The sequence below is a fragment of the Mesorhizobium sp. M1403 genome (assembly GCF_040317695.1).
GTDB lineage: Bacteria > Pseudomonadota > Alphaproteobacteria > Rhizobiales > Rhizobiaceae > Mesorhizobium.
Window position 1 is genome coordinate 155,385 of sequence record NZ_JAMYKY010000006.1, and the last position, 15,455, is coordinate 170,839.

Genomic DNA, 15,455 nt, shown 5'->3' on the forward strand with positions numbered 1-15,455 from the left:
AGGGGAAGCTGGATGTCCAAAGCCGCCGAAATCGACATTGTGTCCGTTTCGAAAGTCTATGGCGCGACGACTGCCGTCGAAGGCATCAGCCTGAAAATCCCTGCGGGAACCTATTGCTGCCTGCTCGGTCCGTCCGGCTGTGGCAAGACCTCGACGCTGCGCATGATCGCCGGGCACGAGAGCATATCGAGCGGCGATGTGCGGCTCGGCAACACAGTGGTCACCGACCTGCCGCCGGCCAGGCGCGGCACTGCAATGATGTTCCAATCCTACGCGCTGTTTCCGCATCTCGACCTGATCGACAATGTCGCGTTCAGCCTGAAGATGAAAGGCGTCGGCAAGGAGGAGCGCCGCGCCAAGGCACTCGACATGCTGAAGCTGATGCAGATGGAGGCTTATGCCAGCCGCCGTCCGGCGCAGCTGTCCGGCGGCCAACAGCAGCGTGTTGCTCTCGCCCGCGCGCTGATCACCGATCCCGAGGCGCTGTTGCTCGACGAACCGCTTTCGGCGCTCGATCCGTTCCTGAAGATCCGCATGCGGGCCGAACTGAAGAAGCTGCAGACGTCGCTCGGCATTACTTTCGTCCACGTCACCCACAGCCAGGAAGAGGCGATGGCGCTGGCCGACCTGATCGTGGTCATGAACGACGGCCGTATCGAGCAGGCGGCGCACCCTCGCACGGTGTTCGAGCGGCCGGCCACGGCCTTCGTCGCTCGTTTCATGGGCGACCACAATGTCATCTCCGGCCGCGTCACCGGTAGTCGCGACGGCATGGTCGTTTTCGATGTGCCCGGCGGCGTCACGCTCGCCGCCAGCGGGCAGGGCAGGGAGACCGGGGAGCCCATCGACATCGCCATTCGCACCGACCACGTGCGGATCGGAGAGCCGCCGGCGGCGGGGCTCGGCTTCACCGGCATCGTTTCAAACGTCGAGTACCGCGGTTCGACCGTGAAGCTCTCGGTCAATGGCGCCGGCATCGAGGATTTCACGGTGATCGTCGACGACACCAGCTTCTTCGCCAGGCCGGTTGCCGTCGGCGACGCAGTGCCGATCGCCTGGGACGCCGAGGACGCGATCGTCCTTGGCCGTCTCGATTCCTGAAATCCAGCATAACCAACCAAAACAGGGGAACTGAACATGACCAACACCACAGACAAGAAGACTGGAATATCGCGTCGCTCGCTGCTCAAGACAGGCGCCGCCGCCGTCGGTTTTGCCGCCGGTTCCGGCGCCATATCAGGCTTTCCGACCATCTGGGCGCAATCGAACATCACGTTGCGCCAGTTCGGCACCGGCGTGTCCAACCTCAATGCCATCGCCGACAAGTGCAAGGCGGATCTCGGCATCACGCTGGAGATGACGGCAACCGATTCCGATGCCGCCGCCCAGCGCGCGGTAACGCAGCCCGACAGCTACGACATCGCCGATATCGAATACTGGATCTGCAAGAAGGTGTTTCCGACAGGCGTCCTGCAGCCGATGGATGTCACCAAGCTGAAATACTACGACGAGCTCGTGCCGCTGTTCAAAACCGGCAAGCTGACGCCGGACAGCGTCATCGCCCAGGGCACCGCGCCGCACACGGTCGGTTACGTCGAGGCGCAGGACAGCAAGGTTTTCGCCAAGGCGCCGACCAATTGGTTCACCATGGTGCCGACGATCTACAATGCCGATACGCTCGGCATCCGCCCCGACCTCGTCGGCCGTGACATCACCACCTGGGCCGACATCATGGATCCGGCCTTCAAGGGCAAGACAGCCATCCTCAACATCCCGTCGATCGGCATCATGGATGCGGCGATGATCATGGAAGCCACTGGCAACATCAAATATGCCGACAAGGGCAACATGACTAAGGAGGAGATCGACAAGACGATCGATTTCCTCATCAAGGCCAAGCAGGACGGCCAGTTCCGTGCCTTCTGGAAGTCCTTCGACGAAAGCGTCAACCTGATGGCTTCAGGCGAAGTGGTAATCCAGTCAATGTGGTCGCCGGCGGTGGCCGCGGTCCGCTCCAAGGGCATCGCGTGCCGGTTCCAGCCGCTCAAGGAAGGCTACCGGTCCTGGGGTGGCGGGCTTGGCCTGGCAGCCCATCTCTCCGGCGCCGAACTCGATGCCGCCTATGAATACATCAACTGGTACACGTCCGGCTGGGTGGGCGGCTACCTCAATCGCCAGGGCTACTACTCGGCCAACATGGTGTCGGCCAAGAAGTTCATGTCCGAGGACGAATGGGGCTACTGGATCGAAGGCAAGCCGGCAAAGGGCGAAATCCTGTCGCCGGACGGCAAGGTCATGGAAAAGGCAGGCGCCGTGCGTGACGGCGGCTCGTTCGAAGAGCGCATGGGCAAGGTCGCCTGCTGGAACTCGGTCATGGACGAGGACCGCTATATGGTAAAGCGCTGGAACGAGTTCATCGCCGCTTGATGCCCTCTGCCTTCTCCCCTTGTGGGAGAAGGTGGATTGGCGCGCAGCGCCAAGACGGTTGAGGGGTGCTGGACGGAGCACTGTTGGTGCCAAGCTGGAACACCCCTCATCCGACCGAGCTTCGCTCGGCCACCTTCTCCCACACGGGGAGAAGGGAACACCCCTCAGTCGCATCGCCGACTTGGACCGAGAGATAGATGGCAGTAGCGCTCGAACAATCCACGCACGTTACGTCTGCGAAGCCGGCCAGACCTAGGTGCTCCTTTGCCGGCGTCGCACCCTATCTCCAGGCGGCACCGCTGGCGCTGATCCTCGGTGCGTTCCTCCTGCTGCCGATCCTGATGATCGCCGTGGTCTCATTCTGGGACTACGATTTCGCGGCGATGTATCCGGATTTCCTGACCACCAACTACGCCGACACGCTCGGCTCCTGGGTCACCTGGAAAACCTATCTGAACACGCTGAAATACGCCGCCATCGTCTGGGCGCTGACGCTGTTCATCGGTTTCTGGGTTGCCTATTTCCTCGCCTTCCATATCCGGACCACGGCCATGCAGATGGTGCTGTTCCTCGTCTGCACCGTGCCGTTCCTGACCTCCAACATCATCCGCATGATCTCGTGGATTCCAGTGCTTGGCCGCAATGGCCTGGTCAACTCGACGCTGGTGCAGATGGGGCTGATCCCTAAACCGATCGAATGGCTGCTCTATTCCGAATTCGCCGTCGTGCTGGCCATGGTGCATCTCTACACGCTGTTCATGGTGACGCCGATCTTCAACACGCTGATGCGCATCGACAAGTCGCTGATCGAGGCCGCGCGCGACGCCGGCGCTTCCGGCTGGCAGATCCTGTGGAACGTGGTCATCCCGCTTGCCAAGCCCGGCATGGCGATCGGCACCATCTTCGTCGTGACGCTGGTGATGGCCGACTTTTCGACGGTGCAGGTGATGTCCGGCGGGCAGAGCGCTTCCGTCGCGTTGATGATGAAGAACCAGATGTCGCTGCTGCAATATCCGGCAGCCGCCGCCAACGCGGTCGTGCTGCTGGTGCTGGTGCTTCTGATGGTCGCGGGCATCCTGCGCATCGTCGACATTCGCAAGGAGCTGTGAGGCGATGAGCCACGACAAGCGCAGCTTCGAATTCTATGTGCTGGCGGCCTTCTTCGCGGTTTTCGTGCTGTTCCTCTACGGCCCGCTTTCGGCGATCCTGATACTGTCCTTCCAAGGCGAGAATGGCGGCCTGACATTTCCGTTGAACGGCGTTTCGCTGCACTGGTTCGCCAATCTGTTCGAGCGCCAGGCAGTCGGCGATTTCGGCGGCAGTTTCAAACGCTCGCTCGTCCTTGGCCTGATGGTGATGGTGATGACTGTTGTCGTGTCGCTGCTTGCCGGCCTTGCCTTCCGGCAGAAATTTCGCGGCGCAACTGCCTTGTTCTATCTGGCCGTCGCCAGCCTCGTCGTGCCGTCGATCATTATCAGCCTCGGCATCGGCGTCGTCTTTCAGCAGATCGGCTTCCGCCCCGCTTGGTACACCTCTGCTTTCGGCGCCCATCTGACCTGGACCTTGCCTTTCGGCGTGCTGATCATGTTTGCCGTCTTCAACCGGTTCTCGCCGGCCTATGAAGAGGCCGCGCGCGACCTCGGAGCGTCGTCGTGGCAGACCTTCGCCCATGTCGTGCTGCCGATGATCGCTCCCAGCCTGATCGGTGTCGGCCTGTTCGGCTTCACTCTGTCGTATGACGAGTTCGCCCGCACGCTGATGACCTCGGGAACCTTCAACACGCTGCCGCTCGAAATCTACGGCATGACGACGAATGTGACGACGCCGGTGCTCTATGCGCTGGGCACAGTGACAACCGTGTTTTCCTTCCTGGTGATCCTGCTGACGCTCGGCGCGATCGTCTATGTCGGCCGCCGCCGCGAGCGTGCCTGACAGTGAAGATCCTCGTCGTCAATCCAAACACCACCGCCAGCATGACCGAGACCATCGCGGCCGCCGCGCGACCGGTCGCCGGCGCAACGACCACGATCGTTGCCGTCACCTCGTCGATGGGACCTGTATCGATCGAAGGCTATTACGATGAAGCACTTGCCGTGCCCGGCCTGCTGGTCGAGATCGCCGCCGGCGAACGCTCGGGCGCGCAAGCCGCGATCATCGCCTGTTTCGACGATACCGGCCTCGATGCCGCGCGCGCCATGGCCAATATTCCGGTCATCGGCATCTGCGAGGCATCGCTCAGCACGGCCTCGTTCATCGCCCAGCGCTTTACCGTTGTCACCACGACCGGACGCTCGCGCGTGCCGGTCGAAGGGTTGGTGCAGCGCTACGGCATGGCGGGGCGCGCGCGCGTGCGTGCTGCCGACATCCCGGTTCTTGCCCTCGAAGATCCGGCGTCCGACGCGCTCCTGAAGCTGCGCAACGAGATTGCGCGCGCCATCGACGAGGATCGCGCCGAAGCGATCGTGCTCGGCTGTGCCGGCATGGCCGACTTGGCGGCCGCGCTGCAGCGGGAATTCGGGCTTCCAGTCATCGACGGCGTCGGCGCTGCGGTCAAGCAGGCCGAAGCATTGATCGCGCTTGGCCTGACGACATCCAAGCGCGGCGCCTATGCAAGCCCTCTGGCAAAGCCCTATCATGGTGCGTTGAAGTCCTTCGCGCCTGATGCCGCCGAGTAATCGCAATGCCCCGAACGATCCGAACGCTCGCACTTGAAGAAGTGCAAACCCTTGTCGATTGGGCGGCGGCGGAAGGCTGGAATCCCGGCCTCAGCGACGCCGCGCTGTTCCAGGCAGCCGACCCGCAGGGCTTCATCGGCGCCTTTGTCGACGGCGAGATGGCGGCCGGCATTTCAGCCGTTGCCTATGGCGAGGAATTCGGCTTCATCGGCCTGTATATCTGCCGGCCGGACAGGCGTGGCCAAGGCCATGGTAAGGCCGTTTGGGATGCCGGCATGGCGCGGCTCGACAACCGCACGATCGGCCTCGACGGCGTCGTCGAACAACAGGCCAACTACCGCAGCATGGGTTTTGCGCCGGCCTACCGGACGATACGGCTCATGGGGTCGTCGAATGCCCCGGCAGCCGCCGGCAGCGACATTCGCGCCGTAGGGCCGGAACTCGTGCCGGACATACTGGACTATGACCGCCGCTTCTTTCCCGGCCCGAGGCGATCCTTCCTGGAGCACTGGCTGCGCCCGCCGCATATGGCCCATGCGATCGTCAAGCACGGCGCCATTGCAGGATATGGCGTCGCGCGCCAATGCCGGGACGGCTGCAAGATCGGCCCGCTCTTTGCCGACAGCCTGGATGCAGCGAGCCGTCTCTTCGCCGCACTCGCGTACATGTCCGGTCCCGGAAACGTCCATCTCGACGTGCCCGAGACCAGCGGGCAATTTGCAGATTTGCTGTCGTCCGCCGGCCTTCAACCCGGCTTCGAGACAGCTCGGATGTACAAGGGAAGGGCGCCGCAGCTCATGCAGTCCGGGGTTTTTGCGATAACGACGTTGGAGCTTGGCTGAAACGGTGCAAGCCGGCGTCTAGCGCGCAAGTCGGGCAACACGAATACGCGATCTATTTTTCCTGAACTGAGATGCCGGAATCGTCGATACGAAGTTCCACGCCTTTCGGCTTAGTCTCCTCGCGATAGACGTAAATGCCCAAGGCAATGACGGCGACGACCAAAGCGCCGATGATGAGATAAAGATAGTTCTGCTTCATCCGCTGTCGTTAACAACATGATGTGGGCGAGTCTAGCAGTTCGGGTATCAGGACGACGGACGGACACGCACGTCGATCAGCCATCCAGCCGGTCGCGCAGCATGCTCCAGGGGAGCACCATGTTTGGTGCATGCCGCATCAGGCTGTGGAACGGGATCGGCGACGACGGTCCAAACGGCAGCGGCAAATCCTGAGGCTTTGTTCCATCAGCCCAGTCGGCAAGCACCTTGCCCATGGCAGTCGTCATGGCGATGCCGCGCCCATTGCAGGCAAAGCCCGCAACCAGGCCGGGGCCGAGATCGACGAGGTGCGGCAGGAAGTCGGGCTCGACTGCAGCCATGCCCGACCAGCTGTAGTCGATCGGCGGCATTCCCGGGAGATCGAGATGCCTGGCAAGCCGTCGCCAGATCGCCCGCGGCACCCGCGTGTCGGCACCGGGGCCAAAAACATGCATGCCGCCGGTTATCAGCCTGTTTTCGCCATCGAAGCGGAAGGTGAAAAGATTGCGCCTGGTGTCGCCGACGCTTTGCCCGCCCGGAAGCAACCGGGTGCGGTATTCGCGCGGCAGCGGCGCCGTCGCGATCTGGAAGATCTTCAGTGGGAAGTAGGTTCGCTGGAGCGTGCGCTCGAGCTGTCCGCCATAGGCGTTGGTGGCGACCAGCACTTTTTCGGCACGGACCGAACCGGCGGCCGTCTTCAGAGCCCAGCCACCCCCTGTCCGGTCGATCGATTTAACCCGTGTATGTTCGAAGATGCGCGCACCGGCCTTTTCCGCCGCGTCGGCGAGCCCGCGCGCATATTCGACCGGATTGAGGATACCGCCCGACCTGTCCATCCAGCCGCCGAGATAGCCGCGAACGCCGGTCAACTCCTCGACCGCCTGCCTGCCCAGCGCATCAGTCGGTCTTCCGCGTCGTGCCCATTGTTCGGCGCGCGATCTGGTCTTTTCCAAAGCGGCCTGCGAATGGGCGGGTTGTATCCAGCCGCTCTGGACGGCATCGCATTCGATGCCGTGCCGCCTGATCAGGTCGAAGACGAGGTCGGCGCCGCCGGCGGCGAAATCGACAAGGCGTTCGCCGCGTTCCGGTCCGAGCTGGGCAATGATATCGTCCGGGTCCCGCTTGGCAAAATTCGGCACGACGAAGCCGGCGTTCCTGCCGGTCGCGCCCCAGGCGATGATTTCCGCCTCGAGGACGGCAACCGAGATGCCTTTTTCGGCGGTGTGCAGCGCGGTTGAAAGGCCCGAAAATCCGCCGCCGACAATCGCCAGATCGACATCGAGTGCACCTTCGAGAGCGGGCCGGTCGCGGCGGTTGCGGCCGACCGCATGCCATAGCGACAGGCCGCGTGGCATGGCAACGTTGCTCATGACCGTGCAGCGCTCTCGTCCGGAGCCGCTTTCGCGCCCTTGCCGAAGCTTGCGCGTCGCGGCCTGTCGCCGAACAGGCCGTTCGGCCTGACCAGAAGGATGACGCACAGCATCACGCCGATGGCGACGATCTGCAGCGAGGCGGCGCGGGCCTGCTGTTCGGGCGAGAACAACACACTCGTCAAGGCTCCTGATCCGGCCCAGATCGCCCAGACCAGGATACTGCCGATGACGGCGCCGATGTTGCTGCCCGAGCCACCGACGATCAGCATCACCCAGACCTGGAAAGTCAGCGCCGGCAAATAATTGTCCGGGGCGATGAAGCCGGTGAAATGCGCCTGCAGCGCACCGGCCAGCGCCATGAAGGCGCCGCCGACGGCAAAGGCCTGGACGCGGTAGAAACGCGCGCTTTTTCCCAGCGATATCGCGGCCCGCTCATCCTCGCGCAGCGCCTTCAACACGCGCCCCCACGGGCTGCGCGACAGATGCTCCAGCGCGAGATAGACGATTAGCGTCACCACCGAGACGACGGCAAGATTCGACAGGTTGAACAGCAATGGGGTTTCGGCAAGGCCGCCGAACGGACGCGGAATGAAGCCTATGCCGAATGGCCCGCCGGTCAGTTTCTGGGCGTTGAGCGCCACCAATTGCACGACGACCGCGACGCCGAAGGTGGTGATCGCCAGATAGTCCGATCTCAGGCGCAGCGTGGCAATGCCGGTGATGGCGGCGGCGACACCGCCCACCAGCATGGCGCCGAGCCAGCCGACAAGGATCGGCAGATCGAAGCCGCCGAGCCGCGCGGCATCGTCGGGCGTGGTCAGCAGTGCCGAGGTGTAGGCGCCGATGGCAACGAAGCCGGCGACCCCGACATTGAAAAGCCCGGTCAGCCCCCATTGCAAATTGAGCCCGAGCGTGACGAGCGAAAAAATCAGCGCGGTGGTCAGGAAGAAAGCGCCGTAGCCGAGCAGATCCATCAGCGTTCCCCCACTCCGAAAAGGCCGATGGGCCGCACGAACAGCACCGCCATCAGGATGATGAAGGAGATGGCCGCCCGCCATTCGGCGCCGATCAATTGCACCGCGCCGGCTTCGGCCAAACCGATGATCAAGCCGCCGAGAACGGCGCCGGGCACACTGCCGATGCCGCCGAGGATGGCGGCCGCGAACATCGGCAGCAGCATCTCGAAACCCATGAACGGGCGGATCTGAATGAGAATGCCGATCATGACGCCGGCGACACAGGCCAGCCCCCCGCCGATGATCCAGGTGACGCGCACGACCCTGGCGACGTCGATACCGACAATGCGGGCAAGTGCCGCGTTCTGGCTCAACGCCTGCATCGAGCGGCCGGTCTGGGTGCGGGTCATCAAAAGATGCACGCCGAGCACCAGAATGGCGGTCAGCAGCAGCAGCGCGATTTGGTCCGGGGTGATGCGAATGCCGAAGCCTATCGGCATGGCGATCTGGATCGCCCGGCTGAAGTAGGTCGGACGCGAGGTGAAGATGAATTCGAGCAGGCTTCTCAGCGCCATCGAGGCGCCGAAGCTCGCCATCACCACGATGATCGCCTGGCCCTTGGCGCGCAGCCGCGCGAACAGCACCATGTCGAGCGCCAGCGCCAGCAGGCCGGTCACCGCCATGCCTATGATGAGCGCGGCGATCAGCGGCCAGCCGAAGGAGAGGGGAGCGATCGGCGCGATCTTGCCGAACATCGCGCCGACAGCGCCAACGACGGCGAGCGTCGCATAGGCGCCCCAGGCCATGAAGTCGCCGTGGGCGAAGTTCGAGAAGCGCAGGATCGAATAGGTGAGCGTCACGCCGATGGCGCCGAGGCCGATCATCGAACCCGCCAGCAGCCCGTCGACGACGAATTGCAGGTTCATGCCGCGCCTCCTTTCCCAAGGTCGGGGCGGCGCTGGCCAAGATAGAGCTCGGCGACGACAGGATCGTTCCAGAGCTCGGAGGCGATGCCCTGGTGCCGGTCCTTGCCCTCGACCAGCACGTAGGCGCGATCGCCGATCGCAAGCGCTGCCTTGGCGTTCTGTTCGACCAGCAGAATGGTGACGCCGGATTTGCGGATACCGGCCAGCATCTCGAACACCATCGCCACGAATTTCGGCGACAGGCCGGCCGACGGTTCGTCGAGCACCAGCACCTTGGGATGGACGATCAACGCCCGGGCGACGGCCAGCATCTGCCGCTGTCCGCCCGAGAGATTGCTCGCAGCCGTTCTGCGCTGACGGGCGAGATCGGGAAAGGCCGCATACATTTCCTCGATGCGGGCGGGGACCTCGCGCGGCCTCAGGATGCCGCAGGCGACCCTGAGATTGTCCTCGACCGACATCAGCGGGAAGATGTTTTCGGTCTGTGGCACGAAGGCAAGGCCTAGGCGGACCATGGTGTGGGCGGGTGCCGCCGTGATGTCCCTGCCGTCCAGCAGCACGGTGCCGCCGGTGATCGGGACAAGGCCGGCGATGGCCTTGATAAGGCTCGACTTGCCGGCGCCGTTGGGACCGAGAACGACGACGATCTCGCCCTGGTCGACGGTGATCGAAGCGCCGCGCACGATCGGCACGCCGGGCTCATAGCCGGCTTCGAGACCGCGGACGTCGAGTACCGTTTGGCTCATGCAGCGCCTCCGAGATAGGCCTCGATGACGCGCGGGTCGCGCGCAACCTCGTCCGGAGTGCCCTCGCACAGCAGCTGGCCGCTTGCCATGACCAGCACCCGGTGGCAGAGCCGCGTCACCATGTCGATATTGTGCTCGATCAGCAGGAAGGTGATGCCGCTTCTGTTAATATCGCGGATGCGGTCGATGATGACTTCAAGAAGCGTCGCATTGACGCCGGCCGCAGGTTCGTCGAGCAGGATGATTGCCGGATCGGCCATCATGACGCGGGCCAGCTCGAGCAGCTTGCGCTGGCCGCCCGAAAGCACGCGCGCCGGCTCGTGCGCCAGGCGGGCGAGCGTGACGAGCTCAAGCAATTCGATGGCTCTCGTCTCGGCCGCCCGCTCTTCGGTGGCGACCCGCCGCGGCGTCAGGAAATTGGCGAGCAGTCTTTCTCCGGCCTGCCCCTGCGCGGCCAGCATGACGTTTTCGATCAGTGTCAGATTGGGCAAGGGCCGGGGGATCTGGAACGTGCGGCCAAGGCCGCGGCCGATGCGGCGATGGGCAGCTTCCCCCGACACCGATACGCCGTTGAGAAGGATTTCGCCGCTGGTCGGCAGGATGCTGCCGGCCAGCAGGTCGAACATCGTCGTCTTGCCGGCGCCGTTCGGGCCGATAAGGCCGAGTATTTCGCCTGGCTGGACGTCAAACGAGACATTGTTGACCGCGACAAGGCCGCCGAAGCGTCTGACGACGTTCCTGGCCGTCAGAACCGGCGTGCGGATCTCCTCCTGCCGTTCTGTCGTGTCGCCCATCAATCCCTCTGGCCGAAAGCGATCTTCGCCGCCTATGATTTGTGATCACACTTGCTTTGATCACGCTATTCGGCTTTAATTTCTTCCGCAAGCCGAAAACGGGCCGAATGGCCACCGGGAACGCCATGCAGAAGGCCGCCATCGAACGGAATAACGAAACGATCGCAGCCCAGCTTACGCCGGTCGGCCGCGAAACCGTGCAGGATCGCGTCTATTCGGAGCTGCGCCGTGCCTTGATCGGCGGCCTTTTTGAGCCGAGTCAGGTGCTGACCATCCGTGGCCTCGCCGACGCGCTGATCACCAGTACCATGCCGGTGCGTGAGGCGCTCGGGCGGTTGATCACCGAGAAGGCGCTGGAGGCGCTTCCCAACCGCTCGGTGCGCGTGCCGCCTATCACGCTGGAGCGTATCGACGACCTCTTGCGCGCCCGCTCCCTCATAGAGGGCGAAGCGATAGCACTTGCCGCTACACGCATGAATTCGCGCCAGATAGCCACGGTCGAAGCCATGCTGGGCCAATGGGACGAGATGCGGGCGCTGAAGCACAAGAAGGATATCGACCGCGAGGCGACGCTCAACCAGAGCTTCCACTTCGAGATCTACCGATGCTGTGGCTCCGCCGTGCTGATCCCGATGATCGAGAGCCTGTGGCTGCAATCCGGGCCGTGCATTCGCGTGGCCATTTACGCATTTTCCGATGCCGGTGAAGTCGATACCGCCCACTACCATCGTAGTATCGTCGCAGCGCTTTCCAGGCAGGATGCCCAGGCAGCGCGCGAGGCGCTGGTGGCGGACATCAGCCGGCCCTTCGCCTTCCTGCGCGACAAGCTCCAATCCGCAAGCAAAGAAGGATTGAGGGCATGACGACGCCTGGCATCAGGATCACCGAGCCACGCTCGAAGCTTTCCGTGACCGCGCTGCTGTTGCCTGAAAAGGCGCCCGACAACGCCGCCTTCCTGCTGGCCTGTCTCGAGCAGCCGCGCGTCGTTGCCGGCATCCATGCGATGTGGACCGGGCCGGAAATCTCCTGCCCGGTTCCATCAGCCGAACTTGAGGGCCAAACCTATGCCAGGCCCTTGCCGGCGGAGAACGCAACGCTAACGCCGCAGCCGGGTGACATCGTGTTGTCCTACGTGCCGCCGCGCATGTGGGGCGGCAACCCGAATGCCATCTTCGACATCGGCTTGTTTTATGGACCGGGCGCGCGCTTGCTGTTCCCGATCGGCTGGCTTGCCGGAAGCGTCGTCGCGCAGGTGCGTCCCGAAGAGCGCGATCAATTCGCTGCCGCCTGTGGCGCGATCCGCCGCAACGGCGCCTGTGACATCACCTTCACCCGGGTGGAGATCTGAATGGCCGACGACAGTTTCGAACTCTTCGACCTTCGCGTCGAGGCGGTCGTCCCCGAGGGCAAGCCGATCTATTGCGGTGCCAAGGCCGGCGACTATTTCGAGTTGAAGGGCGAGATGCTGTCGATGCCGACGGGGCAGGGCTTCTCGATCTATTCCATTGCGGCAGTGTTGCCGCTTCTGGCCGCAAAGCAACGCCCGACCCACAGGAACGACTGGATGACTTCGGATGCCGAGATCGCCTGTCCAGATCCCAATTGCGCCAGCCGGCTCAGGATCGTCAGGACCGGCAAGCGGCGGTTCAGTCATTCAGAAACCACGGCTGTGCCGCTGCCCAAGGAGACTGACCAGAGATGACGGCCAAGGCGTTCGAGCTCAGCCCCGGCTACACGATCTCGCGCGTCATTCGTGGCGGCTGGCAGCTTGCCGGCGGGCACGGCGCGATCGACCGCCAACAGGCGGTAACCGACCTGATCGCCACGTTCGACGCCGGCATCGGGACCTATGACTGTGCCGACATCTATACCGGCGTCGAGGAACTGATCGGTGCCGCGCGCCTGCGGCTTGCCAATGAGCGCGGCCTCGACGCCGCCGCCAAGATGAAGGTGCACACCAAGCTGGTGCCTGACCTCGAAAGGCTTTCCAGCATCAGCCGCGACTACATCAGCAGCATCGTCGACCAGTCGCTGCGGCGGCTGAAGACCGAGCGGCTCGATCTCGTTCAGTTCCATTGGTGGGACTATGCGCTGCCGGGCTACGTCGATGCGATGGGCTGGCTCAACGACCTGCGTCTCCGAGGCAAGGTGCGCAACATCGGCACCACCAATTTCGACACGCCGCGGCTGGCCGAGATCCTGGCCGCCGGCGTGCCGCTGGTCAGCCAACAGCTGCAATACTCGGTACTCGACCAGCGGCCGGCCAACAGCCTTGCGGCGCTCGCCAGCCAGCACGGCGTCAGTTTCCTCTGCTACGGTTCGGTGGCGGGCGGCTTCCTCAGCGAAAAATGGCTAGGCGTTGCCGAGCCACAAACGCCACTCGAAAACCGGTCGCTGGTCAAATACAAGCTGATCATCGACGACTTTGGCGGTTGGGAGCTTTTCCAGGAGTTGCTTCGCACACTGAAGGCCGTCGCCGACCACCACGGCGTCGACATCGCCACCATCGCCAGCGCCTGGGTGCTGGAGCAGCCGCAAGTGGCGGCCGTCATCGTCGGCGCCCGCAACCAGGCGCACGCCCTTGCCAATGCCAGAATCATGGACATCGCGCTCGATGCCGACGACCGGGCGAGGATCGCTGCCGTGATCGCGCAAAGCCGTGGGCCGCTGGGCGACGTCTACACATTGGAACGCGACCGTCACGGCCGCCACGGCTCGATCATGCATTACAATTTGAATGCAGGCAGGAAATGAGCGCGGCCATGGACGAGAAGCCCTCCTTGCTTTCCCGCGCCAGTGCCGAAGTGGTCGATCTCCACCGCTTCTTCGTCGACTGGTTCAATGCGGCGAGTGCGGACAATGCAGATTTCAGCCGCTTCGAACGCGTCATGGGCGAAGGCTTCTGCATGGTTGCGCCGGACGGTCAGGCCCTCGATCGTGACGCGGTGCTCGACCATGTCAGGGCAAGCCGCGCCACCTCTGATGGCGATTTCAGTATCTCGATCGAGGATATCCGGGCCGGCTGGCAGTCAGACGACACGATCGTCGTCTGTTACATCGAAGCACAGCAGCGCGGGGGCAAGCACAGCCGCCGCCGCTCGAGTGCGGTCTTCACCACCAGCTCATCGGCGCCCAACGGCGTCGAATGGCGACATCTGCATGAAACCTGGCTGCAGATGCCGGAAGACTGAACAGGCTCAAGGCGTCAATGAGAGTCGTGTAACGAAAGGGGAACAACAATGAAAAAGACCATACTTCAGATCACCACTGCGCTGGCTCTGGTGACAGCGGCCGGTGCAGCGCAGGCCGCGGATTGCAAGATCACGGTCGGCCTCGTCATGGAACTGACCGGTCCCGCCGGCGAATACGGCCAGGCCGGCGCAAAATCGGTCGAAATGGCCTTCCGCGATATCAACGAGGCGGGCGGCGTGCGCGGCTGCGACCTAGCAACCGACACCCGCGACAGCCAGAGCCAAGGCAACATCGCGGTCGACGCCGCGACACAACTCGTGCAGGTCAAGAAGGTGCCGGTGATCATCGGCGGCATCATTTCCTCGGTGTCGATCCCGATCCTGACCTCGGTCACCGCTCCGGCCAAGATCGTCCAGGTGTCGCCTGCTTCCTCGTCGCCGACGCTGACGGCGCTTGGGCGCGACGGCAAGACCAACGGCATCTTCTTCCGCACCATCACATCTGATGCGCTGCAGGGCGTCGCTGCCGCCAAATACGCCATCGACAAGGGTTTCAAGAAGCTGTCGGTCATCCACGTCAACAACGACTTCGGCGTTAACATGGTGGCGGAATTCTCACGCGCCTATAAGGCGCTCGGCGGCACCATCGTCTCCGACACGCCCTACAATGAAAAGCAGTCGAGCTATGCCTCGGAAGTGACCGCGGCGATGGCCGGCGAACCGGACGGGCTTTATCTCGTCAGCACGCCTGTCGACGGCGCGACCATCGCCCGCACCTGGATTTCGCAGGGCGGTGTCCAGAAGTTCCTGCTCAATGACGGCATGAACAGCCCGGACTTCATCGAATCCGTTGGCGCGGATTACCTGAAGGATGCGTACGGCACTTCCTCCGGCACCAGCCCGACCGCATCGACCGAGTATTTCACCAAAAACTACAAGGAATTTTCGGGCATCGAACCCTCGAACCCGGCGGCCGATCGATCCTATGATGCCGGCGCCATCGTCGGCTTGGCCATCGCCATTGCCGGCTCTGAGGATCCGGCCAAGATCAAGGACGCGATGTACAAGGCGGTCGACCCGGCCGGCACGCCGATCTATGCCGGCAAGGACGAGTTCGCCAAGGCGCTCGGCCTGATCAAGGAGGGCAAGCCGATCCGCTACGAAGGCGTCATCGGTCCGGTCGCCTTCGATAAGTATGGCGACATCACCGGCCCGTTCCGGCTCTGGAAGATCGTCGACGGCAAGGTGACGACCGACGGCGAAATGACGACGGATGACGTCAACGCCTTGCAGGCGAAACTTCAGTAAGCGCCTATGCCCCGTCCGG

General features: G+C 63.5%; 18 protein-coding genes. 12 read left to right on the top strand and 6 right to left on the bottom strand.

Features of this window, described 5'->3' with window-relative positions:
- Positions 1-12 precede the first annotated feature (12 nt).
- The 6 genes from NKH01_RS13690 (at position 13) to NKH01_RS13715 (ending at position 5,944) form a co-directional block, all read left to right on the top strand.
- Positions 13-1,101, top strand: a complete 1,089-nt coding sequence (locus NKH01_RS13690; RefSeq protein ID WP_352451580.1) for an ABC transporter ATP-binding protein — start codon at positions 13-15, stop codon at positions 1,099-1,101.
- A gap of 36 nt (positions 1,102-1,137) precedes the next feature.
- Positions 1,138-2,427 carry an ABC transporter substrate-binding protein gene (locus tag NKH01_RS13695; protein ID WP_352638972.1) on the top strand — a complete coding sequence of 430 codons (1,290 nt, stop codon included), beginning with the start codon at positions 1,138-1,140 and terminating at the stop codon, positions 2,425-2,427.
- Positions 2,428-2,624: 197 nt separating this feature from the next.
- Positions 2,625-3,536, top strand: a complete 912-nt coding sequence (locus NKH01_RS13700; RefSeq protein WP_352850504.1) for an ABC transporter permease — start codon at positions 2,625-2,627, stop codon at positions 3,534-3,536.
- A gap of 4 nt (positions 3,537-3,540) precedes the next feature.
- Positions 3,541-4,359: an ABC transporter permease gene (locus NKH01_RS13705; protein ID WP_352638976.1), complete on the top strand. Its 819-nt coding sequence runs from the start codon at positions 3,541-3,543 to the stop codon at positions 4,357-4,359.
- Between the two features lie 2 nt (positions 4,360-4,361).
- On the top strand, positions 4,362-5,102 hold the full coding sequence (locus NKH01_RS13710; protein ID WP_353020525.1) for an aspartate/glutamate racemase family protein: 741 nt from the start codon (positions 4,362-4,364) through the stop codon (positions 5,100-5,102).
- A 5-nt stretch (positions 5,103-5,107) separates the two neighbouring features.
- Positions 5,108-5,944: a GNAT family N-acetyltransferase gene (locus NKH01_RS13715; protein WP_353020528.1), complete on the top strand. Its 837-nt coding sequence runs from the start codon at positions 5,108-5,110 to the stop codon at positions 5,942-5,944.
- Between the two features lie 52 nt (positions 5,945-5,996).
- On the opposite strand, the gene NKH01_RS13720 is transcribed toward NKH01_RS13715, so the two are convergent.
- From NKH01_RS13720 to NKH01_RS13745, 6 genes are all read right to left on the bottom strand, one after another.
- Positions 5,997-6,143, bottom strand: a complete 147-nt coding sequence (locus tag NKH01_RS13720) for a hypothetical protein (protein WP_023716676.1) — start codon at positions 6,141-6,143, stop codon at positions 5,997-5,999.
- Between the two features lie 76 nt (positions 6,144-6,219).
- Positions 6,220-7,512, bottom strand: a complete 1,293-nt coding sequence (locus NKH01_RS13725) for an NAD(P)/FAD-dependent oxidoreductase (RefSeq protein ID WP_353020531.1) — start codon at positions 7,510-7,512, stop codon at positions 6,220-6,222.
- The gene (locus tag NKH01_RS13730) at positions 7,509-8,492 is read right to left on the bottom strand and encodes a branched-chain amino acid ABC transporter permease (RefSeq protein ID WP_353020651.1); all 984 of its coding nucleotides are present in this window, start codon (positions 8,490-8,492) and stop codon (positions 7,509-7,511) included. The genes NKH01_RS13725 and NKH01_RS13730 overlap by 4 nt, the downstream gene beginning before the upstream one ends.
- On the bottom strand, positions 8,489-9,397 hold the full coding sequence (locus tag NKH01_RS13735; protein ID WP_353020534.1) for a branched-chain amino acid ABC transporter permease: 909 nt from the start codon (positions 9,395-9,397) through the stop codon (positions 8,489-8,491). Before NKH01_RS13735 ends, NKH01_RS13730 begins: the two co-directional genes overlap by 4 nt.
- Positions 9,394-10,143 carry an ABC transporter ATP-binding protein gene (locus NKH01_RS13740; RefSeq protein ID WP_353020537.1) on the bottom strand — a complete coding sequence of 250 codons (750 nt, stop codon included), beginning with the start codon at positions 10,141-10,143 and terminating at the stop codon, positions 9,394-9,396. Before NKH01_RS13740 ends, NKH01_RS13735 begins: the two co-directional genes overlap by 4 nt.
- The gene (locus NKH01_RS13745) at positions 10,140-10,937 is read right to left on the bottom strand and encodes an ABC transporter ATP-binding protein (protein WP_352482755.1); all 798 of its coding nucleotides are present in this window, start codon (positions 10,935-10,937) and stop codon (positions 10,140-10,142) included. Before NKH01_RS13745 ends, NKH01_RS13740 begins: the two co-directional genes overlap by 4 nt.
- 125 nt (positions 10,938-11,062) lie before the next feature.
- On the opposite strand from NKH01_RS13745, the gene NKH01_RS13750 reads away from it, so the two are divergent.
- The 6 genes from NKH01_RS13750 to NKH01_RS13775 are packed head-to-tail and all read left to right on the top strand — an operon-like array spanning position 11,063 to position 15,436.
- Entirely contained in the window at positions 11,063-11,800 is a 738-nt protein-coding gene (locus NKH01_RS13750) for a GntR family transcriptional regulator (protein ID WP_084642406.1), read from the top strand.
- Positions 11,797-12,285, top strand: a complete 489-nt coding sequence (locus NKH01_RS13755; protein ID WP_353020540.1) for a DUF3830 family protein — start codon at positions 11,797-11,799, stop codon at positions 12,283-12,285. Before NKH01_RS13750 ends, NKH01_RS13755 begins: the two co-directional genes overlap by 4 nt.
- Entirely contained in the window at positions 12,286-12,639 is a 354-nt protein-coding gene (locus NKH01_RS13760; protein WP_023716684.1) for a TIGR04076 family protein, read from the top strand. It begins immediately after the preceding gene.
- On the top strand, positions 12,636-13,691 hold the full coding sequence (locus tag NKH01_RS13765; RefSeq protein ID WP_352482750.1) for an aldo/keto reductase: 1,056 nt from the start codon (positions 12,636-12,638) through the stop codon (positions 13,689-13,691). Before NKH01_RS13760 ends, NKH01_RS13765 begins: the two co-directional genes overlap by 4 nt.
- Positions 13,692-13,699: 8 nt before the next feature.
- On the top strand, positions 13,700-14,128 hold the full coding sequence (locus NKH01_RS13770) for a DUF4440 domain-containing protein (protein WP_353020544.1): 429 nt from the start codon (positions 13,700-13,702) through the stop codon (positions 14,126-14,128).
- A 48-nt stretch (positions 14,129-14,176) separates the two neighbouring features.
- On the top strand, positions 14,177-15,436 hold the full coding sequence (locus tag NKH01_RS13775) for an ABC transporter substrate-binding protein (RefSeq protein WP_023716687.1): 1,260 nt from the start codon (positions 14,177-14,179) through the stop codon (positions 15,434-15,436).
- Positions 15,437-15,455: the final 19 nt, after the last annotated feature.